Annotated in this window: 20 protein-coding genes; 9 read left to right on the top strand and 11 right to left on the bottom strand. The window is 65.2% G+C overall.

Annotated elements, in window-relative coordinates:
* Positions 1–2: 2 nt before the first annotated feature.
* Positions 3–863: a polyphosphate kinase 2 family protein gene (locus ACWW1C_RS24610; protein ID WP_455980688.1), complete on the top strand. Its 861-nt coding sequence runs from the start codon at positions 3–5 to the stop codon at positions 861–863.
* 54 nt (positions 864–917) lie between these two features.
* Here the strand turns inward: ACWW1C_RS24610 and ACWW1C_RS24615 are convergent, their stop codons facing one another.
* From ACWW1C_RS24615 to ACWW1C_RS24630, 4 genes are all read right to left on the bottom strand, one after another.
* Entirely contained in the window at positions 918–1,793 is an 876-nt protein-coding gene (locus ACWW1C_RS24615) for a cyclopropane mycolic acid synthase family methyltransferase (RefSeq protein ID WP_455980689.1), read from the bottom strand.
* A gap of 163 nt (positions 1,794–1,956) precedes the next feature.
* A complete protein-coding gene (locus tag ACWW1C_RS24620) occupies positions 1,957–2,772 on the bottom strand; it encodes a 3-hydroxybutyryl-CoA dehydrogenase (protein ID WP_455984426.1) in 816 nt (271 codons plus the stop codon).
* Between the two features lie 197 nt (positions 2,773–2,969).
* On the bottom strand, positions 2,970–4,262 hold the full coding sequence (aceA, locus tag ACWW1C_RS24625) for an isocitrate lyase (RefSeq protein WP_455980690.1): 1,293 nt from the start codon (positions 4,260–4,262) through the stop codon (positions 2,970–2,972).
* Between the two features lie 275 nt (positions 4,263–4,537).
* Complete coding sequence (locus ACWW1C_RS24630; protein WP_455980691.1) at positions 4,538–5,374, bottom strand: acyl-ACP thioesterase domain-containing protein; 837 nt, start codon at positions 5,372–5,374, stop codon at positions 4,538–4,540.
* Positions 5,375–5,499: 125 nt separating this feature from the next.
* Between ACWW1C_RS24630 and ramB the strand changes: the two genes are divergently transcribed.
* The 5 genes from ramB (at position 5,500) to ACWW1C_RS24655 (ending at position 9,862) form a co-directional block, all read left to right on the top strand.
* Positions 5,500–6,921 carry an acetate metabolism transcriptional regulator RamB gene (gene ramB / locus ACWW1C_RS24635; protein ID WP_455980692.1) on the top strand — a complete coding sequence of 474 codons (1,422 nt, stop codon included), beginning with the start codon at positions 5,500–5,502 and terminating at the stop codon, positions 6,919–6,921.
* A gap of 35 nt (positions 6,922–6,956) precedes the next feature.
* Positions 6,957–7,250: a type VII secretion target gene (locus ACWW1C_RS24640; protein ID WP_455980693.1), complete on the top strand. Its 294-nt coding sequence runs from the start codon at positions 6,957–6,959 to the stop codon at positions 7,248–7,250.
* Positions 7,251–7,255: 5 nt separating this feature from the next.
* Positions 7,256–8,734 carry a hypothetical protein gene (locus ACWW1C_RS24645; protein WP_455980694.1) on the top strand — a complete coding sequence of 493 codons (1,479 nt, stop codon included), beginning with the start codon at positions 7,256–7,258 and terminating at the stop codon, positions 8,732–8,734.
* An 11-nt stretch (positions 8,735–8,745) separates the two neighbouring features.
* Positions 8,746–9,273 carry a hypothetical protein gene (locus ACWW1C_RS24650; RefSeq protein WP_455980695.1) on the top strand — a complete coding sequence of 176 codons (528 nt, stop codon included), beginning with the start codon at positions 8,746–8,748 and terminating at the stop codon, positions 9,271–9,273.
* A gap of 61 nt (positions 9,274–9,334) precedes the next feature.
* Complete coding sequence (locus ACWW1C_RS24655) at positions 9,335–9,862, top strand: hypothetical protein (RefSeq protein ID WP_455980696.1); 528 nt, start codon at positions 9,335–9,337, stop codon at positions 9,860–9,862.
* Here ACWW1C_RS24655 and ACWW1C_RS24660 read toward each other — a convergent pair.
* On the bottom strand, positions 9,842–11,173 hold the full coding sequence (locus ACWW1C_RS24660) for a DUF5933 domain-containing protein (RefSeq protein ID WP_455980697.1): 1,332 nt from the start codon (positions 11,171–11,173) through the stop codon (positions 9,842–9,844). The two genes, ACWW1C_RS24655 and ACWW1C_RS24660, sit on opposite strands and share 21 nt — an antisense overlap.
* Before the next feature lie 67 nt (positions 11,174–11,240).
* The gene (locus ACWW1C_RS24665; protein ID WP_455980698.1) at positions 11,241–12,479 is read right to left on the bottom strand and encodes a hypothetical protein; all 1,239 of its coding nucleotides are present in this window, start codon (positions 12,477–12,479) and stop codon (positions 11,241–11,243) included.
* A 59-nt stretch (positions 12,480–12,538) separates the two neighbouring features.
* On the opposite strand from ACWW1C_RS24665, the gene ACWW1C_RS24670 reads away from it, so the two are divergent.
* Positions 12,539–13,087: a carboxymuconolactone decarboxylase family protein gene (locus ACWW1C_RS24670; protein ID WP_455980699.1), complete on the top strand. Its 549-nt coding sequence runs from the start codon at positions 12,539–12,541 to the stop codon at positions 13,085–13,087.
* A 66-nt stretch (positions 13,088–13,153) separates the two neighbouring features.
* On the opposite strand, the gene ACWW1C_RS24675 is transcribed toward ACWW1C_RS24670, so the two are convergent.
* Together ACWW1C_RS24675 and lpdA are read right to left on the bottom strand one after the other, a co-directional pair.
* Positions 13,154–13,363 (bottom strand): hypothetical protein, encoded by a 210-nt coding sequence (locus ACWW1C_RS24675; RefSeq protein WP_455980700.1) that lies wholly within the window; start codon positions 13,361–13,363, stop codon positions 13,154–13,156.
* Positions 13,364–13,430: 67 nt separating this feature from the next.
* Positions 13,431–14,837, bottom strand: coding sequence for a dihydrolipoyl dehydrogenase (lpdA, locus tag ACWW1C_RS24680; protein WP_455980701.1), 1,407 nt, complete (start codon positions 14,835–14,837; stop codon positions 13,431–13,433).
* Positions 14,838–14,943: 106 nt separating this feature from the next.
* On the opposite strand from lpdA, the gene ACWW1C_RS24685 reads away from it, so the two are divergent.
* Positions 14,944–15,807: a cyclopropane mycolic acid synthase family methyltransferase gene (locus ACWW1C_RS24685; protein WP_455980702.1), complete on the top strand. Its 864-nt coding sequence runs from the start codon at positions 14,944–14,946 to the stop codon at positions 15,805–15,807.
* Positions 15,808–15,829: 22 nt separating this feature from the next.
* Here the strand turns inward: ACWW1C_RS24685 and ACWW1C_RS24690 are convergent, their stop codons facing one another.
* Entirely contained in the window at positions 15,830–16,318 is a 489-nt protein-coding gene (locus tag ACWW1C_RS24690) for a DUF779 domain-containing protein (protein WP_455980703.1), read from the bottom strand.
* Between the two features lie 35 nt (positions 16,319–16,353).
* Here ACWW1C_RS24690 and ACWW1C_RS24695 point away from each other — a divergent pair, with 35 nt between their 5' ends.
* Positions 16,354–18,372, top strand: coding sequence for a prolyl oligopeptidase family serine peptidase (locus ACWW1C_RS24695; RefSeq protein WP_455980704.1), 2,019 nt, complete (start codon positions 16,354–16,356; stop codon positions 18,370–18,372).
* Positions 18,373–18,423: 51 nt separating this feature from the next.
* Here ACWW1C_RS24695 and ACWW1C_RS24700 read toward each other — a convergent pair whose 3' ends face one another.
* Both ACWW1C_RS24700 and ppk2 read right to left on the bottom strand, forming a co-directional pair.
* Positions 18,424–19,305: a hypothetical protein gene (locus ACWW1C_RS24700; RefSeq protein ID WP_455980705.1), complete on the bottom strand. Its 882-nt coding sequence runs from the start codon at positions 19,303–19,305 to the stop codon at positions 18,424–18,426.
* 27 nt (positions 19,306–19,332) lie between these two features.
* Positions 19,333–20,199, bottom strand: a complete 867-nt coding sequence (gene ppk2 / locus ACWW1C_RS24705) for a polyphosphate kinase 2 (protein ID WP_455980706.1) — start codon at positions 20,197–20,199, stop codon at positions 19,333–19,335.
* Positions 20,200–20,226: the final 27 nt, after the last annotated feature.

The following is a 20,226-nucleotide window of genomic DNA, read 5'->3' on the forward strand; positions in this document are numbered from 1 at the left end:
GCGTGACCTCCGATCTGCCGTCGCTGTGGACCCACGAACCGCATAAGCACCTCGAGTTCAAGCCCGGCCGCCGGGTGTCCGACATCGACCCGGACGCCACCCCCGGATTCCGCGGCAGCAAGGGCGACGCCCCCGATCTGCAGACCGAACGCAACGAGCGGTTCGCCGAGCTGCAGGAGATGCTGTACGCGGGCAGCCGGGCCGGGGACCGGCGTTCGATCCTGCTGGTCCTGCAGGGCATGGACACCGCAGGCAAGGGCGGAATCGTCAAACATGTTGTGGGAGCCGGTAATCCGCAGGGAATTCGATACTCCAGCTTCGGTAAGCCCACCGCCGAAGAGCTGTCCCACCACTACCTGTGGCGCATCCAGAAGGCGGTACCGCCGGCCGGGCACATCGGCGTCTTCGACCGCTCACACTACGAGGACGTGCTGATCGTGCGCGTGCACGACCTGGTGCCACCGTCGGTGTGGGAACGCCGGTACGACGAGATCAACGCCTTCGAACGCGAGCTCACCGACGCCGGGACGACGATCATCAAGGTTGCGATGTTCGTCTCGCTCGAGGAGCAGAAGAAGCGACTCTCCGAGCGACTCGACCGGCCCGACAAGTACTGGAAGTACAACCCCGCCGACATCGACGAGCGGCTGCTGTGGCCGAAGTACGAGGAGGCCTACCAGGCCGTGCTGGACCGCACCTCCACGGACTACGCGCCGTGGCACGTCGTGCCGTGCAATCGCAAGTGGTACGCCAGGTTGGCCATCACCGAGCTGTTGATCGAGGCCCTGGAACGGCTCGATCTGTCTTGGCCCCCAGCCGATTTCGATGTCGAGGCGGAGAAGAAGCGGCTGGCCGAGGCGTGACGCAGAAAGCACGAAGCCCCCGACACCGCGTCGGGGGCTTCGTGCTTTGAGAACTTACTTGACCAGCGTGAACTGGCCGATGTTGGTGATGCCGCGACGGAAGAAGTCGGCGCAACCGGTCAGGTACTTCATGTAACGGTCGTAGATCTCCTGGCCCTGCAGGGCGATGGCCTCGTCCTTCTTGGCGGCGAGGTTGGCGGCCCACATGTCCAGCGTGCGGGCGTAGTGCGGCCGCAGCAGGTGGGTGCGCTCCAGGGTGAAGCCCGAGCCCGCGGCGAGCTGTTCGATGTCCTCGACCGCCGGCAGCTGCCCGCCGGGGAAGATCACGTCACCGATGAACTTCATGAACTTCAGGTCGCTGATGGTCAGCTTGATGCCGTTCTCACGGAAGAACTGCTGCGTGTGCGCGAGGATCGTGTGCAACAGCATCCGGCCGCCGTTTTCGGGCAGGATGCTGTAGGCGCGCTCGAAGAAGATCGGGTAGCGCTCCTGCTTGAAGGCCTCGAAAGCGCCGATCGAGACGATGCGGTCGACGGGCTCGTCGAACTCTTCCCAGCCCTGCATCCGAATCTCGATGCTGCGGTTGGTGTCGATCTTGGCCAGCCGCTCGCGGGCGTACTCGGACTGCTCCTTGCTGAGCGTGATGCCGATGACGTTGACGTCGAACTGGGTGATGGCCCGCTCGAGCGCGCCGCCCCAGCCACAGCCGATGTCGAGCAGGGTCATGCCGGGCTTCAGGTCCAGCTTGCCGAGCGCCAGGTCGAATTTGGCGTTCTGCGACTCCTCGAGGGTCATGTCTTCGCGCTCGTAGTACCCGCACGTGTAACCCATGGTCGGTCCGAGCCACAGGGCGAAGAACTCATTCGAGATGTCGTAGATCGACTGCGACTCCTCGTAATGGGGGGTCAAATCGATGTCGGCTTGTGACATATCGGTATCTATCCTTTGCGTTTACGTCCGCTGGCGCGGGCGGCACGACCGCTTACTGCGGCCAGCTGACATACCCGTACGTGCGCACCCTGACGGGCCCAGCGAAAAACAACCCGCACGCAAGGTTAACGAAAATTACTGCCAGGCTCCAACCCGGCATCTGTCAGTACGTGTAGAAGCCCTTGCCGGACTTCTTGCCGAGCTGCCCGGCTTCGACCATGCGCAGCAGCAGCGGCGGGGCCGCGTACAGCGGCTCCTTGTACTCGTCGTACATGGAGTCGGCGATCAACTTCATGGTGTCCAGGCCCACCAGGTCGGCGAGCTTCAGCGGACCCATCGGGTGCGACAAACCGGCGACGACGGCGGTGTCGATGTCCTCGACCGTCGCGAAGCCCGATTCGGCCATCCGGATGGCTGCCAGCAGGTAGGGAACCAGCAGGAAGTTGACAACGAACCCCGAGCGATCCGCGGCCCGCACGACCTTCTTGCCCAGCACCTCGCCGGCGAAAGTCTCGACGCGCGCGGCGGCTTCGGGGGCGGTCGTCACCGAGGAGATGAGCTCGACCAGCGGCAGCACCGGCACCGGATTGAAGAAGTGCAGACCGAGCACCCGGCTCGGGTTCTTGGTGGCGGCGGCGATGCGCATGATCGGGATGGACGACGTGTTGGAGGCCAGCACCGCATCGGGGTCGGTGATGATCTCGTCGAGCTGAGAAAAAACCTTCGCCTTGACGTTGACGTCTTCGACGATGGCCTCGATGACGAGCTGGCGGTCGGCCATGTCGGCCAGGTCGTTGGTGAAGCTCAGGCGACCCAGGGCGGCGTCGCGGTCGGCCTCGGACAACTTGCCCTTCTTGACGGCGTTGTCCAGCGACTTGGTGATCCGCTCCCGACCGGCGGTGGTCAGCGCCTCGGTCGGTTCGAATGCCAGGACCTGCGCACCGGCCTTGATGCAGACCTCGGCGATACCGCCGCCCATCTGCCCGGCCCCGATGACCCCGACTCGTTCGATTGCGTTGCTCACCGCTGTCCTCTCCTCGTGACTACTGATGAAGATATGCGACAGGCCCCGCCCAGTTTCTGAGCGGGGCCTGCCGTATCTAGCTTTCGCGGCCGTGAGGGCTGTGCACGGAAATCACTCCCGATGCGTACACCGCACTCACACTCGTGGCCGACTTAGTGGAACTGGCCCTCTTCGGTCGAGCCCTTCAGAGCTGCGGTCGAGGTGTTCGGGTCCACGGTGGTGGCGATCTTGTCGAAGTAGCCGGCGCCGACCTCACGCTGGTGCTTGGTGGCAGTGTAGCCACGAGCCTCAGCGGCGAACTCGCGCTCCTGCAGGTCGACGTAGGCCGTCATGCCCTCGCGGGCGTAGCCGTAGGCCAGGTCGAACATGGAGTAGTTGAGGGCGTGGAAGCCGGCCAGGGTGATGAACTGGAAGGTGAAGCCCATGGCACCCAGTTCCTTCTGGAACTTGGCGATGGTCGAGTCGTCCAGCGCCTGCTTCCAGTTGAACGACGGACTGCAGTTGTAGGACAGCAGCTGGTCCGGGAACTCGGCCTTGACGGCCTCGGCGAACTTACGGGCGACCTCGAGGTCCGGCACACCGGTCTCCATCCAGATCATGTCGGCGTACGGGGCGTAGGCCTTGGCACGCGCGATGCAGGGCTCGATGCCCTTCTGGATGTTGTAGAAGCCCTCGGAGGTGCGCTCACCGGTCACGAACGGCTTGTCGCGGTCGTCCACATCCGAGGTGATCAGGGTGGCGGCCTCGGCGTCGGTACGCGCGATGACGACGGTGGGGGTGCCCGCGACGTCGGCAGCCAGGCGAGCCGAGGTCAGGGTGCGGATGTGCTGCTGGGTCGGGATCAGCACCTTGCCACCGAGGTGGCCACACTTCTTCTCCGAGGCCAGCTGGTCCTCCCAGTGGGTACCGGCGGCACCCGCGGCGATCATGGCCTTCTGCAGTTCGTAGACGTTCAGGGCGCCACCGAAGCCGGCCTCACCGTCGGCGACGATCGGCACCAGCCAGTTGTCGACGCTCTTGTCACCCTCGACGCGGGCGATCTCGTCGGCGCGGAGCAGGGCGTTGTTGATGCGGCGGACGACGGCCGGCACCGAGTTGGCCGGGTACAGGCTCTGGTCCGGGTAGGTGTGGCCCGAGAGGTTCGCGTCACCGGCGACCTGCCAACCGGACAGGTAGATGGCCTTGAGGCCGGCGCGGACCTGCTGCACGGCCATGTTGCCGGTCAGGGCGCCCAGCGCGTTGATGTAGGAGCCGTCGCCCTTGGTGACGCCGTCCCACAGGATCTCGGCGCCACGACGCGCGAGGGTGTTCTCCTCGACGACGCTGCCCTGCAGCTCCTCAACCTGGGCTGCGGTGTAGTCGCGGGTGATGCCCTTCCAGCGGGGGTTGGTGTCCCAGTCCTGCTGAATCTCAGCGGCGGTACGTGGCTTTCCGACGTTGGACATTGTGCTCCTTCGTATAGGGAGGGTTAGCCGCGTCGCCGTGGGCGCCAAGATTCAAACTGATTGTTAACGCTTTGGCGACTTCGCTTGTGTGCTGCCAACGACGATGACACAGCACATACCCGCAGGTCCAGCGGTTACTGGTGCCAACTTTCGCCAAGACTCGTAGCCAAGTTGCGAAGATTGCGAATTTGCTGAGGAGCTTGACCGGTTCAGTAGCTACTGATTGGTAACCGAAATGCGCTGGTCAGTACGCTCGTACTGTTAAATCGGCGCACTCAGAGCGCGAACAGGCAGGCGACCGCTTTGACCTCGTCACCGACCACATATGTGAGCGTTGTAACACTGCGGTCACATAGCTCCGGACCGAATTTGTCGGTCGATCCGGCCGGGTACTCGTGGGTGATGATCTCCAGCCGCTCCCCCAAAGCCACCGCGGCGTCGTGCTCGATGGTGACCCGCAGCGGCGCTTCCAGCAACTCGGGGCGGTAGGTCTGCAGGTAGTCCTCGACCACCGACCAGTAGACGGAGTTGTTCATGTGGTCGAACAGGTCGATGTCGCTGACCCGGACCGGGAAGTCGACGATCCGGACGGCGTCGTCCCGACCACCCGCCTTGAGGTGGCCCTTCCAGCGCAGCCGGTCAGTGGAAGCAGTTCGCTTCAGGCCGGCGAGGAAGTCGTCGGAGATCCGCGCCGGCCCCTGCGTATCCAGATTCATGTTGATCCAGAACGCCTCGGACTCGATCAGGCCGCCCTTACGGCCGTCGATCCGCACCCGCATCTCACACCACCGGTTCGACGTGCCCGAACACCAGCGGCGCAGCCGCAGGATGTCGCCGCGCTCGAACGGACTGATCAGATCCACCATGGTGCGCCGGACGACCCACGCGGGATGGACCTCCTCGTAACCCATCTGGCGCAGCTGGTCCTGGCCGACGTCCTGGATGTGCCGGCACGCGCCGTCGAACCGCAGTCGGCCGTTCCGGTCGACGTCAGCCATCCGCACCGGCCAGCTGGTATCGAAGACGTCGGGATGACCCTCCGGGACCGGCTGCAAAACCTTCGTCAGACCCGTCGTCACAGTGGTCTTTTCGGCGATCTCCGCGGTGCTCATGACGCCCCTTTCCCAGCGGGTCCACACGGCTGGATCGCCCAGCTCACCCGCGGGCCCGATCCTGCCACAGCCCAGATTTGCCAATTATGCGAAGACGGTATTCACATAGTTGTTAGGCTGGTGTCATGGCGAAGACCTTCGTTGGCTCACGGGTGCGACAGCTCCGCGGCGAACGCGGCTTCAGCCAGGCCGCGCTGGCGCAGATGCTCGACATCTCGCCGAGCTACCTCAACCAGATCGAGCACGACGTCCGGCCGCTGAGTGTCGCCGTACTGCTCCGCATCACGGAAGTGTTCGGGGTCGACGCGACCTTCTTCGCCTCCCAGGACGACACCCGCCTCGTCGCGGAGTTGCGCGAAGCGCTGATGGATCGAGACCTCGGCGTCGACGTCGACATCCCCGAGATCGCCGATCTGGTCAGCACCCACCCGACCATGGCCCGTGCGATGGTCGATCTGCACCGCCGCTACCGGCTGTCCACCGCGCAGCTGGCCGCCGCCACCGAGGACCGGTTCTCCGACGGCAGTGGCAGCGGCGCCATCACCATGCCGCACGAAGAGGTCCGCGACTACTTCTACACACGCCAGAACTACCTCCACGAACTCGACACCGCCGCCGAGGAATTCATCCTTCGCATGCACATGCGGAGGTCCGAGCTGTCCCGCGAACTGGCCGAACGGTTGAGTCGCGTGCACCACGTGCGCATCGTGCAGCGGCTCGAACTCGGCGACAACGTGCTGCACCGGTACGACCCGGAGACCAGGACGCTGGAGATCGGCGGTCACCTGTCGTCGGGCCAGTACGTGTTCAAGCTGGCCGCCGAACTGGCCTACCTGGAATTCGGCGACCTGCTGGAAAGCCTGGTGTCCGAGGGCAATTTCACCAGCGAGGAGTCGGTGAAGCTGGCCAGGATGGGACTGGCCAACTACTTCGCCGCCGCGGCGGTGCTGCCCTACGGCCAATTCCACGCTGTCGCAGAGGAATTCCGCTATGACGTCGAGCGCCTGTCGGCCTATCACTCGGTGAGTTACGAGACCATCGCGCACCGGCTGTCGACGCTGCAGCGGCCGTCGATGCGGGGCGTACCGCTGTCGTTCGTCCGTGTCGACCGGGCCGGGAACATGTCGAAACGCCAGTCCGCCACCGGTTTTCACTTCTCCTCGTCGGGCGGCACCTGTCCCCTGTGGAACGTCTACGAGACATTCGCGAACCCCGGCAAGATGCAGGTCCAGATCGCGCAGATGCCCGACGGGCGCAACTACATGTGGGTGGCGCGCACCGTGGAACGACGGGCCGCGAGGTACGGCCAGCCGGGCAAGACGTTCGCCATCGGGCTGGGTTGCGAACTGCGCCATGCCAATCGGCTGGTCTACTCCGAAGGGCTGGACCTGTCGGGCGGCGCGGCGACGCCCATCGGCTCGGGTTGCCGGGTGTGCGAGCGGGACAACTGTCCGCAGCGGGCGTTCCCCGCGTTGGGCCGGGAACTCGACCTCGACGAACACCGCAGCACCGTGACGCCGTATGTGGTGAAGCGCGCGAATCAGTGACCGGCCGGGTGCCGGCGCGGGCATAGGCTTGATGCGTGGCTCCCTCTACGTTGAAGGTCGATCCGGCCGGCCTGCGGTCGCTCGCCGGGGAATTCAGCGACATCGCCGGCGGATTGAAAGCCGCGTCGTCTCCGGTCGCCGCCGGCTCCGCGTGGCAGCCGAGTGCGGCTGCCGTCGGTGATGTGTCCGCTGGGATCGATCACGTCGATGGTGAATGCGCGACGGCGCTGACCGAATTCGGCGGCAATCTGACCAAGGCCGCCGCTGCCTACGAGGCCGCCGACGCCGCGGGTGGCGCGGCTGTGTCGCGGGCAATGCCGGGTCGGTAGGAGTCTTGTCCGCACCGGTGTCGATGCCGACGAAATCGCAGGTCCAGGGGTGGAGCACGGATGCACTGGAGGCTGCGGCAAAGGCGTGGGGCCAGCGCGCCACGACGTTGAAGGACGCCTACGACAAAGCCCAGCACGGACTCGAGAACGCCGACTGGAGCGGCACTGCGGGTGAGCAGGCCCGGGCGCGTCTGCAAGCCGACGCGGCCAAAGTTCGTGCGGCACTGGAACAGATCGAGCACGCTCAAACGACGGCAACCAAGGGTGCGCAGGCAATCGGCGCAGCGAAGCGGGACGCGGTCAAGGCGATTACGGACGCTGAAGATGACATGTTCGCCGTCAGCGAGGACCTGGTGGTCACGGACAAGTTGACGCAAATGCCCAACGGGCCTCAGCGGGTGCTGCGCGATTTCGCGATTCAGCTTCACCAGGTATCCATCTGCGGCCACGCGATGAAACTCGCAGCAGTGGACCAACAGTGGGCCGCCGAGCTGAAGCGGTGCGCTGCCGACCTCGAGCGATTCAAGCTCGGCGGCGGGCCCGCCACTGGTCCCGGGGACGGTGCCGGTCCGGCCGGACCAACGATCAATGGCCCGGCCGGCCCTCTGAAGTACGAGCAAAGCCAGTACGACCTACAGGACGGCTATCCCGACGGGAAGGGGCCGACCTTCGGCGGTGACCCCCGGTCGGCCACCGATGACGGACACAAGTACCCGCCTGGGCCGAGGAGCCCTGAAAGCGAAAGGGCCAACGACCCAAGCCAACCCGGCACCCGACCGATCCCAACGGGCACGGCGCTCGGCCCCAACGGGGAGAGGTATGGCTTCTTCAGTTATCCCGACGCCGATCACATTCCTCCGGGAAACAACCCGTTCAGCACAGCTGGCAAAGCCTGGGATTTCACCGACCCCAATCATCCAACCATGCTCGGCGCCTTGCAGGATACGGGTGGCAACCTCATCTACCAGGCCAGCGGCGCCTACGACCCAAAGACCGGCCGCATGGCAATAGTCGGAAACACCGGCCCCAAGAACATGGACACCCAGCGCGTCCTATGGCAGTCCGACCCGATCAAACCCGGAGACCCTCCGGGTAAGTGGCTCGAGTCGTTGCATCCAGTAGGAACGGTCCAGGGATTGCCCGGAGCACGCGAGAATCAACTGGTCGCACTTCAAGGTGGCGGCTTTGCCTTGGTTGGGTCCGACAATTTCGACCCCGCACATCCGCAAGCGAACCCAGCGGTCTCGGCAGTCACCGCGTCGACGCCTGAGGGCCTACTTACAGCCCGCCCAACCGTCTTGATCCCGCCGCAGAACTTTCCGGGTGGCGCGCCGTACGGACCGACAATCGTCGGCACGCATCTTGACCCGGTGACCCACGTCGAGACACTCGATGTGCGGGTCAGCACGTGGGACCGCGTCGTGGATCCTGGACAGCCTTACAACCCCAAGACGTTCACGACCACTTTCGGTATCCAGCATTGACGGAGGTGCGCATGAATTCGGCAGTAAGTGGTACGGCGACAATGCTGTCCTTATCGCTCGCGCTTGTTTTGGCCCCATCCACGGCGGCGGCCCCACCTGCTGGGTTTCCCGACCTCAACAATTTTGTTTCGGTCGATAGTCGTCCCTACGACGTGGTGGAACATTCGGGCAGCACCCAAGAATTCAAAACCGAGAGCGGAATTCGCTGCTACATCAACGGCTATGCGGGGATGAGTTGCACTGCCCCGTTCGCACTGTCCGATCAGGCACCCGCCGGCACCGGGTCGGGCTGCACGTTCGTCGCCAACAAATCCATACCTGCCGATCCCAATAATCCTCACCCTTACCAGTTCAAACAGCAGCCAGCCCCGTGTGTATCCGATGACAACCCCAGACGCTTGTCCGCAGGCAGCAAGATCAATTACGACGCCGACGGCGCGACGTACTTCACGTGCGCAACCGACTCCAACTTCGTTGCCTGCGTCGATCGACACGATCACGGCTTCGTCCTGCAGCCATCGAGCAGTTGGACGTTCTAGTCCAGTGCGACAACCGCTATCCACGGAACGGTGCATCATGCCTGCCAGGCAACTAATAACTATGTCGCTCATTGCCACCGCGTTTGCGGGTGCCGCTTGTACCAGCAACCCGGCCAGCCCCACGCCGACTACTGCCCGCGCCGAACTCACGAATTTCCCGAACCTGGACAAGTACGTTCTGGTCAACAGCCACGACTACGATGTCAAGGAGCACACCGGGACAACCGAGGAGTTCTCCACCGCGGACGGCATCCGTTGCAGCATCAACGGATACACCGCGATGAGCTGTTCGACGCCATTCGCGCTGCCCGGTACGAGCTCGGGCAGTACCGACAGCAGCTGCACGTCGGTCGGGCCCAACAGTGTGCCGCTGCGGGACGGGGATCCGCAGCCCTACCGCTTCCGGCAGTCCACCACCTCATGTACGTCGGGCCCATTGGAAAAGCGACTTCCGAACGGCAGCAAGATGACCTACGACGCGCAAGGGGTCACGTACTTCACGTGCGCTGCCGACGTCAACCTCGTTGCGTGTATTGACGACAAGAAGCACGGCTTCGTCCTGCAGCCGTCACGCAGCTGGACTTTCTGACGCCTCGCCGGGCAAGCGCTCGATCGCCGGCGCAGGTGCGCCCGGAGGCGAGAAGAACGTGCCGTAGAAGCCGTAGACCAGCGTCGCGAGCGCCCCAATGATGAGCAGCCCGAACATGATCGGATAGTGCGCCATCCACTCGGACAGATAACGGACGCACAGCATCAGACCGACGATGATGGCCACGCCACCGGCAATCAGTCGCAGCCTCGCATGGGGTGCCGGCCGAACCCGTTCCCGCAGAGCCGATTCCACCGTCAGGCACAATGCCGCACCGACGACGAGGTCGACGCCGTAGTGGAAGCCGAAGCCCAGCGTCGCGGCGAGGGTGCCCACGAGCCAGCAGGTGCCGCCCATGCGCAGCCACCGCGGACCCGACCGCGAGTGGATGAACACGGCCAGCGCCCACGCCGTGTGCAGCGACGGCATGCAGTTGCGCGGGGTCGACGTGTCGAACGCGATGGGAACCGCAGATCCGTCAACCGGCGGCAGGAGCGCGGGCCAGAAGTCGCCGACCTGAAAGCCGCCCCCGGCCGAACCGAAGGCGTAGGTCGGCCCGACCAACGGGAACATCAGATAGATCAACGGGCCGACCAGGCCGAGCACCAGAAAAGTCCGCACGACGAAATGCTGCGGCCACCGTCCGCCGGTGGTGACGTTGCGCAGCTGGTAGATGGCCACCACGGTCGCGGCGGCGGACAGTTCGAGGTACACCCAGTGCAGCACGAAGTAGAGGACCGAGTGGTGCTGAACCAGCTGCCCCAGCACCCAAGACGGCTGTCCGAGCGCAACGTCGGCCCGCGCCGCGAACTCATCGAGAACAGTGGGACGCGTCAGAGATGTGATGGTCAGCCAGGCGTCACCGGCTTTGGTGGCCAGGACGAGCAGGAGGCCGGTGGCGACGCCCTTCAGCGCGGTGTCACGCTGTGGGCCCGTCCACCGCAGCAGGGCAAACACCCCCAGCCCGGTCAGCACGACCAGCGCGCCGCTGCCCATGGCCGAAGGCAGACCAAGAAACTCGCGGCCCCCGAGAAATGCCACATCGAGCCCCACCGCCACGCCCGCCGCCGGCAACCGGTACTGCCGCGGCACTGCGACCAAAGCCACCACCAGAGCTGCCCAGGGCACCGTGAACCCCGCAGGCGCTCCGACGTAATCACTGATCAGGCGCTCAAGGGGACCCCGGAAACCGCACAGCATCGCCGTGATCTGCAGCGCGCACATGAACGTCGCGACCAGCGCAATGCCGATCGCGACCTTCGTCCGGGGCGGTACACCCTCCTTAAGGAAGGGTGAATGTTCGGTGAACACGCATAGACGATAGGCCGTCGGCCGCCGCTACCAGCAATTTGCGACCAATTTGCGACTCAGCGAAACGTCAGCGCGCCCGCTGCACATGGAGGATCACGTAGGCCAGCTGTTGGCGCTGGTCGTCGATCGCGCGCCGGCGCGCTTGACTTCGATCCTCACCCTCGGCGCGCTGCACCACCAGCGGCGCCGCCCGCAACAAGATTCCGCGCACCCGGACCATCTGGGCCACCACAGAATCCGGCTGGCAGTACTTCGTGGTCTTCACATAGCTCTCGCCGAGCACGACGCCCTGGTAGCCGGACACCAACTCGCCTTCGATCCGTACCGGCGGCGTGGCTTCCAGGTGTGCCTCCTTCGCTTTGTCAGCGCAGACCTCGGGCACGAACGGCTGTGTGCTGCAACGGTTGACCCATTCATTCACGGCCGCGATGCCGTCGTACCCGTCGTGCTCGCGCAAGACCGTCGCGACTTCGAGCGCATCCACCAATCGATCGGCGCCGGATCGGGACGACGAGAGTGGGTCGGCTGAGCAGTCCGCAGGCGCGTCGCCCCTCGGCTGCGGTGACAATCGCACCACTCGATTGCCGCTCTTGACCGGTGGTGTCATGACCAGTGCCGAGAGCTGCGCCGCGGGCCACGGCGCAATGCTCGACGTCTGGATGGCATCGGACGGTTGCGCAGCCGCATGCCTGACGAAAGCGTTGACCACCTGCGCGAGATCGTGGTCCGTTGGTGGATGCAATCCGGAGGGCGCGACACGGGCCCGCAGGACCACCCCGTCGCGCTCCAGAATGACGGTCCGTTGGTAAGGCCCAGTCGAGTCGGGGTCGGGGTCGTGCAGCTCGCGCGACGTCTTTATCGTGTCGAATTGGATTGCATCGGTGGGTATTCCAGGAATGTTGCGAAATGTCCGGACGGCCCAGGTGCCGTATACGTCGCGGTAGGTGGCGCAGCGGGTCCCCCATGTCGCCATCTCGTCGACGACGTTCTCTCCGGGGCGGGTTCGCCACAGCTGAACGTTGATCACGCTGCCGTTGCGATCGGTGTCCTCCCAGTAGGCGGCAGAAAGTTGCGGCCCGTCCGGGTCACCCGGTTCGGGATACCACGAGCACTCGGTTCGACGATGTGCGGAGAATTCATCATTGCGCGGCACTTCGTAGCCGACCTCGACCATCCCCGGCACGTCGGCCAGCGTCGGCAGGTACCGCAGCAGCGGGTGGTCGGCGGCCCGCGACACCACCACATCCGTCACCCGGTCACTACAACCAACGACCATCAACGCGACCGCGAAAATCACGGCCCCCACCCGTTGCCACCCCATCGCTCGACCCTAAGACCCCGCCGCCTGTGCCAGACTCGGGAATTGTGAACAGCATCGAGCCGGCCCGCATCGAACCCGGCGGCTTCCGTGAACTGGGACCGCTCAACTGGGTCATCGCCAAGATCGGTGCCAAGACGATCCGGGCCCCGAGATTCGCGCTCTTCAACGTCCTTGGCCAGCATCACCTGCTGTTCCTGACGTTCCTCCCCTACTCGGGCATGCTGCTGGGCCGCAGCAAGCTGGGGCTCAAGGATGCCGAGCTGGTGATCCTGCGCGTCGGGCATCTGCGCGGCAGTGAGTACGAGCTGCAGCAGCACCGCCGGCTCGCCCGCAGCCGCGGCGTCGATGCCGAGACGCAGGCCCGGATTTTCGAGGGACCGGACGCCGAGGGGCTCACCGACCGGCAGCGCGTCCTGATCACCGCGACGGACGAGTTCGTCATCACGCGGTCGGTGTCGGACCAGACGTGGAAATCGCTGGCGTCCTACCTGGACCGCAAGCAGCTCATCGAATTCTGCTTGTTGGCAGCGCAATACGACGGACTGGCGGCCACCATCGCGACGCTGCGCGTGCCGCTGGACTTCCCGGACTAGGCGCTCGAACATGAGCTTGTGTGCGAAGTTCCAGGAGAATTTGACACACAAGCTCAGTCTCGACGGCTAGAGGTAGGTGACTCCGAGCACCGCGAGCGTCATCAGCACCGGCGCGACGGGCAGGCACCACAGGAACGCGGACTTCGCAAAAGCCTTGCGCTCCTGAAACTTTCGCGCGAAAAACACTGCGACGCCGGCCACCACGAACACCACGCCGGACATCACCAGCACCCAGAAACTGATGCTGGTGGTGTCCAGCGCGAGCGAGATGGCCACCAGCCAGAGCATGTGACCGACGACCAAACCGCCTATCGCGGCAACAACGTTCGCGCGCAAGACCGACTCAGAAGTTGATCATGTGGCCGGCCAGGCCGTGGATGGCTTCCTGCAGCGCCTCCGACAGCGTCGGGTGGGTATGCACGTTGCGGGCCAGTTCGGTGGCCGTCAGGTCCCACTTCTGGGCCAGCGTCAGCTCGGGCAGCAGCTCGGATACGTCGGGGCCGATCAGGTGCCCACCGAGCAATTCGAGGTGCTTCTTGTCAGCGATCAGCTTCACGAAACCGGTCGGGTCCGCCAAACCATGTGCCTTGCCGTTGGCCGTGAAGGGGAACTTGGCGACAACAATGTCGGACCCTCGTCGTGCCGCTTCTTCTCTGGCCTGCTCCTCGGTGAGCCCGAAGCTCGCGACCTGCGGCTGGCAGAACGTGGCGCGCGGCATCATCCGGTAGTCATCGAAGGTCAGAGTCTCGGCGCCGGCGATGGTCTCGGCGGCGACGACGCCCATCGCCTCGGCGACGTGCGCCAGCATCAGCTTGGCCGTCACGTCACCGATGGCATAGATGTGCGGGACGCTGGTGTGCATGTGGTCGTCGATGTCGATGGCGCCGCGTTCGGTGAGCGTGACACCCGTCGTCTCCAGGCCGTAGCCCTCGACGTTGGGCCCGAAACCAATGGCCTGCAACACCTTGTCGGCTTTGAGTTCCTGGGTGGCGCCGTCCTTGCTGACCACGACGGTCACGTCCGAACCGTTGTCCTTGATGGACTCGACCTTGGTCCCGGTGAGGATCTTGACGCCCAACTTCTTGTACTGCTTCTCGATCTCCTTGGAGACCTCGGCGTCCTCGTTGGGGAGCGCGCGCGGCAGGAACTCGACGATGGTGACGTCGACGCCGTAGTTCTTCAGGACGTACGCGAACTCCATGCCGATGGCGCCCGCGCCGGCGATGATGATCGAGCCGGGCAGCTCCCGCGTCATGATCTGCTTCTCGTAAGTCACGACGTTCTCGCTCAGCGAGGTGCCGGGCACCAGCCGGACCGACGAGCCGGTCGCGATGATCGCGTTGTCGAAGGTGAGCTCCTCGGTGCCACCTTCGTTGAGCTTGACCGACATCGACTTGGGCCCGGTGAAGGTGCCGTATCCGTGAACCTCGGTGATCTTGTTCTTCTTCATCAGGAAGTGCACGCCCGCGACGCGGCCCTCGGCGACCTTGCGGCTGCGGTCGAATGCCGCGCCGAAGTCGAAGGTGGCCTCGCCGCTGATGCCGAAGGTCTTGGCTTCCTTGTTGAAGATGTGCGCCAGCTCAGCGTTGCGCAGCAGGGCCTTCGACGGGATACATCCCACGTTGAGACAGACGCCGCCCCAGTACTTCGGTTCGACGATGGCGGTGGTCAGCCCCAGCTGGGCTGCGCGAATTGCGGCGACATATCCGCCGGGACCGGCTCCGAGAACGACGACGTCATAGTGAGTCACATGCACACCTTATAGGCGACTCGGCGTGGAGGGTCGGGAGACCGATTCAACGAACCGAAACGGGGTATTCGGCGGAGACCTATCGTCAGAAAAGGGTCGGTGCCTGATGTCCAATTCCCTGACGCCGCACTTCAGCGATGTGCAGGCGCACTACGACCTGTCTGACGAATTCTTCCGGCTCTTCCTCGATCCGACCCAGACCTACAGCTGCGCCTACTTCGTGCGCGACGACATGACGTTGCAGGAGGCCCAGCTCGCGAAGATCGATCTGGCGCTCAGCAAGCTCGGCCTGCTGCCGGGAATGAAGTTGCTGGACATCGGCTGCGGATGGGGCTCGACGATGCTGCGTGCCGTCGAACGGTACGACGTCGATGTGATCGGCCTGACGCTGTCGAGGAACCAGGCGGCCCATGTGCAGCGCACCTTCGACCGGATGGCGACCGCCCGCAGCTGCGAGGTCCGGCTGCAGGGCTGGGAGCAGTTCGACGAGCCGGTTGACCGGATCGTTTCGATCGGCGCCTTCGAGCATTTCGGACCGGACCGCTATCCGGAGTTCTTCCGGCGGACGTACGCGGCCATGCCACCCGACGGCGTGATGCTGCTGCACACCATCTGTGGCTTCGACTTCCGCGACGCGAAGGAACTCGGCATACCGCTGACCTTCGAGTTCGCCCGATTCGTGAAGTTTCTGTTGACGGATATCTTCCCGGGCGGCCGGCTGCCGATCATCCCCGTGGTGGAGGAGCTCACGACCGCGGCCGGATACACCGTCACCCGGAAACAGTCACTCCAGCCGCATTACGCCACGACCCTCGACATCTGGGCGCGGAACTTGGCGGCACACCGGGACGAGGCCCTGAAAATCCAGTCCCAGGAGATCTACGACCGCTACGAGAAGTACCTGACCGGGTGCGCGGAATTGTTCCGCAACAAGCAGGCCGACGTCGTCCAGTTCACCTTGCAGAAGTAGCCGCGGTGGACGAAGCCACGACCTACGTCGAATCCTGACGCGCAGCCGGCACGGGGCACGCCTCTTCGACGTGGTCGACGATCAACGTGCCGTCCTGCACCGGCCTGGCACCCTGCACGTACTGCGCGCCGGTGACGGGGGGCCGTGCATTGAGCTCGGCGTTCTCCGTCTCGGTGAACACCCGCCCGCGCGACAGGAAGCGCTTGCCTTCGGGCGCCTCCAGGCTGAACCCGCTACCCCGGCCCGCGACCACGTCGATGATCAGCTGGGTGTGCTGCCAGGCCTCGAACTGCGGCCCTGAGATCCACACCGGGACGCCGTCGGGACCGACGTCGAGGACGGCCAGCAGCACGTCCCGGTCCCCGACGATGAAGTCGCCATCGGGGTAACACATGGGCGAGGAACCGTCGCAGCATCCGCCCGACTGGTGAAACATCAAGGGGCCGTGCTGGTTTTGCAGCGCGCGCAGCAGCTCGGCGGCCTCGGCGGTGATCAGTGCCCGAGATGGCATACGGCCACCCTACGCCGGGGAGTAAGAATGACCGGGTGAGTTCTGAATCCGCCGCCCCGGAAGATCCCTACCTCTGGCTCGAGGACGTCACCGGTGACGACGCCCTCGCCTGGGTGCGCGAGCACAACGAGCCGACGATCGCCGAGTTCGGTGGCGAGCGCTTCGAGCAGATGCGTGCCGACGCCCTCGAGGTGATGGACACCGACGCCCGCATCCCGTACGTCCGCCGGCGCGGTGAGTTTCTCTACAACTACTGGCGCGATGCGGAGAATCCCCGCGGGCTGTGGCGGCGCACCACGCTGGACAGCTACCGCACCGAAGTCCCCGAGTGGGACGTGCTGATCGATCTGGACAAGCTCGCGGCCGACGAGGACGAGAACTGGGTCTGGGCCGGCGCCGACGTCATCGAGCCGGGGCTGAACCTGGCGCTGGTCGCGCTGTCGCGCGGTGGGGCCGACGCTTCCGTCGTGCGCGAGTTCGACATGGAGACACGGCAATTCGTCGAGGACGGGTTCAATCTGCCGGAAGCCAAGTCCAGCGTCTCCTGGGAGACGCCCGACACGGTATTGGTGGGCACCGATTTCGGGCCGGGCGCCATGACCGAGTCGGGGTACCCACGGATCGTCAAGCGGTGGCACCGCGGGCAGCCACTGTCCGAGGCCGTCACGATCTTCGAAGGCGCGGCATCCGACGTCAGCGTCGGCGCCGGCTACGACAGCACACCGGGTTTCGAGCGGTTGCTGGTGTCGCAGTCCACCGACTTCTTCAACCGCGAACGCTACGAAGTCCGCGGCGGCGAACTGATCCGCATCGATGTGCCCACGGATGCCGCCATCTCCATCCACCGCGAGTGGCTGCTGATCCGGCCGCGCGTCGAGTGGACCGTCGGTGAGACGACGTACGCCGCGGGCACGCTGCTGGCCACCCGGTACGACGACTACCTCGCCGGAAACCGGGATCTGAGCGTGGTTTTCGAGCCCGACGAGCACAGCAGCATGCAGAACTTCGCGTGGACCCGCGACCGGCTGCTGCTGCAGACGCTGGTCGACGTCATCGGTCACATTGAACTGGTCACGCCCGGTACCTGGGAGCGCGAGGACATTCCGGGCGTGCCGAAGCACGCCACCACGGTCATCGTCGACGTCGACGAGTACGGCGATGAGATCTTCCTCGACTCAAGTGGATTCGACAGCCCGTCGCGGCTGCTGTGGGGACACGCCGGCGGCGCGGTCACCGAGATCAAGCGCGCACCGGCATTCTTCGACGCCTCCGAGGTCGAGGTGTCGCAGCATTTCGCAACATCGGCCGACGGCACGCGGATTCCGTATTTCGTTGTGGGACAACGTGACGTGACCGAGCCACGCAAGACGCTGCTCAGCGGATACGGCGGCTTCGAGTCGTCGATGCTGCCCGGCTACGCCGGCGTGCTCGGTCGGCTGTGGCTGACGCAGGGCGGTACCTACGTCGAGGCCAACATCCGCGGCGGCGGTGAGTACGGACCGCGCTGGCACACGCAGGCCATGCGCGAAGGCCGCCACCTGGTGTACGAGGATTTCGCCGCCGTCGCAGCCGATCTGGTGCGCCGCGGCATCACCACCGTCGAACAGCTCGCCGCCGAGGGCGGCAGCAACGGCGGCCTGCTCATGGGCGTCATGCTCACGCGGTACCCGGAGTTGTTCGGTGCCCTGGTGTGCAGCGTGCCGTTGCTCGACATGAAGCGGTATCACCTGTTGCTCGCCGGCGCGTCGTGGGTGGCCGAGTACGGCGACCCCGACAACCCCGACGACTGGGAGTTCATCTCGAAGTACTCGCCGTACCAGAACATTTCGGCCGACCGGAAGTACCCGGCCCTGTTGATGACGACGTCGACGCGCGACGACCGGGTGCACCCCGGCCACGCCCGGAAGATGACGGCGGCCCTCGAGGCCGCCGGGCACCACGTCAGCTACTACGAGAACATCGAGGGCGGGCACGGTGGAGCCGCGGACAATTCGCAGGCCGCATTCAAAGCCGCGCTGGTCTACTCGTTCCTGGAGCGCACCATCGGCTCGTGATTTGTGCACGATTTTCCGCGCCGGCCGCGGATTTTCGTGCACAAATCACTGTCAGGCGGCGGGGGCTGCTACAGGCTTGGGCTTGCGCACCACGCGCCGGCCGACGTTGCCCACCAGCGTGACGAGCACCCCCAGCACCACCAGCCCGCCGCCGATGGCCAGGGTGATGTTGAGCCATTGGTGGGCGTTGGCGATCGCGGTGTCGACCATGACATCGGCCACCTGGCGGACGTTGCCGGTGGTGCGGTTCAGGCCGTCATTGATGTAACGGCGTCCGACCTCGATGCCGGCCCAGCCGGCGGCGCCGACGATCATGGTCGAGATGCCGAGGGCGGCAACGGTTTTCCCGCGGGATCGGGTCACCGCCAGAGTGAGGAGGGCGAACACGCCCGTCAGCACGCAGATACCGACCCGCGCCCACGGCCCCCACGTCGTCGCCGCACGGAACTGGCCCGGTCGCACGGATTGGGCCGAATCGGTGATCGGCACTTCGATTTTCGACGGGACGCGAATCCCCAGCGCCGACAGCGTCGCCTTGAACGACCGGTCCGACAGCATCGGCGACAGGTCGACGACCCACCGGCCGGACGCGTCCGAGTGCGCCATGGTGTCGGTGAACAGCCAGTCGTGCGCATAGCCGTTCGCGGTGCCGAACTGCCCCGGGAACGCCGAGCTGGACGTGTAGAGACCGGCGGCGTTCGACATGGTGCTGGTGCTCAGGTCGTATCCCGCGCTGGTGGCCAGCTTGTTGATCTGGATGCCCAGCTCGCTGGCCGTGGCCTTCTGCAGTTCGTGGTTCTTGGCTGCCGTGGTCGCCAGCGCGACGTAGCCGCCCCGGTCGACAAGTGTGTGCTGCGCCCAGCAGACCGGCACAGCCACCGCCACAGCGACGGTGGTGACCAGCCACAACAGCAATGTCGCGACGAATCGCAAGCGCCCTCCTACGTTGGTGGGCGCCACTCAGTCAGACAGCGCCCGTCCCACGATCAGCGGGTCGGCGTGCCCGACCACCTCATGGTCCTTGTTGTCGTAGTCGAACTTACCGAGAACATGCCGCATGGCGTTGATCCGGGCGCGCTTCTTGTCGTTGCTCTTCACGACAGTCCACGGCGCGACCTCGGTGTCCGTCCAGGCGAACATCTCTTCCTTGGCCGCGGTGTAGCCGTCCCACTTGTCCAGCGAGGCGAGATCGGTCGGCGAGAGCTTCCACTGCCGCACCGGGTCGACCTGGCGGATGGTGAAGCGCGTGCGCTGCTCGGCCTGGGTCACCGAGAACCACAGCTTGGTGAGGCTGATGCCGTCGTTGGCCAGCATCTGCTCGAAAAGCGGTGCCTGGCGGACGAATTCAGCGTGCTGCTTCGGCGTGCAGTAGCCCATCACGCGCTCGACACCGGCCCGGTTGTACCAGGAGCGGTCGAACAGCACGATCTCGCCGGCGGCCGGCAGGTGCGTGACGTACCGCTGGAAGTACCACTGGGTCCGTTCCTTCTCGGTCGGCTTCTCCAGCGCGACGACGCGGGCGCCGCGCGGGTTGAGGTGCTCCATGAACCGCTTGATGGTGCCGCCCTTACCGGCAGCGTCGCGGCCCTCGAAGACGATGACGTGCCGCAGCCCGTTGGCCTGGCTCCACTTCTGGAGCTTCAGCAACTCGATCTGCAGCAGGCGCTTCTGCTCCTCGTATTCCTGCCGGTTCATCCGCTCGTCGTACGGGTAGCCCTCGCGCCAGGTGTCGACCACTTCCCCGCTGGGCAGCAGCACCAGTTCGGGGTCGTCGTCGTCATCATCGCGGACGGTGTAGGTGTCGGCGGCAGATGCGTCCAGGATCACCGGCTGAACGTAACCGCCGGGCCGAAC

It is taken from the genome of Mycobacterium sp. HM-7, from assembly GCF_053852335.1.